This window comes from Komagataeibacter saccharivorans (genome assembly GCF_003207825.1).
In the GTDB taxonomy this organism is placed as follows: domain Bacteria; phylum Pseudomonadota; class Alphaproteobacteria; order Acetobacterales; family Acetobacteraceae; genus Komagataeibacter; species Komagataeibacter saccharivorans.
On the sequence record NZ_NKTY01000104.1, the window covers coordinates 1 to 519 of the forward strand.

General features: G+C 54.7%; 2 pseudogenes. One reads left to right on the forward strand and one right to left on the reverse strand.

Going from position 1 to position 519, the window contains the following annotated elements:
* Positions 1–68 precede the first annotated feature (68 nt).
* Positions 69–419: pseudogene (locus CFR79_RS15570) on the forward strand (transposase); the annotation flags it as partial.
* A 14-nt stretch (positions 420–433) separates the two neighbouring features.
* On the opposite strand, the pseudogene CFR79_RS15575 reads toward CFR79_RS15570, so the two are convergent.
* Positions 434–519 (reverse strand): annotated as a pseudogene (locus tag CFR79_RS15575) (IS5/IS1182 family transposase); the annotation flags it as partial.

Consider the following 519-nt stretch of genomic DNA (forward strand, 5'->3'; position numbering starts at 1 on the left):
CTAAGTGCCCTTTTGGAAATTCGATATGATGGCTTTTCAAGCGGGTTTATGCGTGATTCAAACTCAGGATGTGGACGCCAGAACAACGAGGCCGAATGGCCAACATTACGCGCAAGACGAAACGCTATCCATCTGATCTGACCGATGAGGAATGGGAGCGCATAGCCCCCCTGATGCCGCCTGCGAACCGGCGTGGCCGGAAACGGGCAACCGATTTTCGTGAGATCATCAATGCGCTGCGTTATCTTGTCCGCTCAGGCTGTGGCTGGGAAATGTTGCCGGTTCATTTTGGTCCATGGCAGACTGTCTATTGGTGGTTCCGCAGGCTGATGCGCCGTTTCCTGTTTCAGACCATCCATGATGTCTGCCTGATGCTCGATCGTGAAGTTGCGGGACGTGAGGCCAGTCCATCTGGGGGCGCTACGGCGTGTCGTCAGTTAAGCAGGATGATGATTGAGGCGAACTGCACGGCTGCGAGGAAGGTCGATTTCAGTTTATCGTAGCGGGTTGCGATAGCGC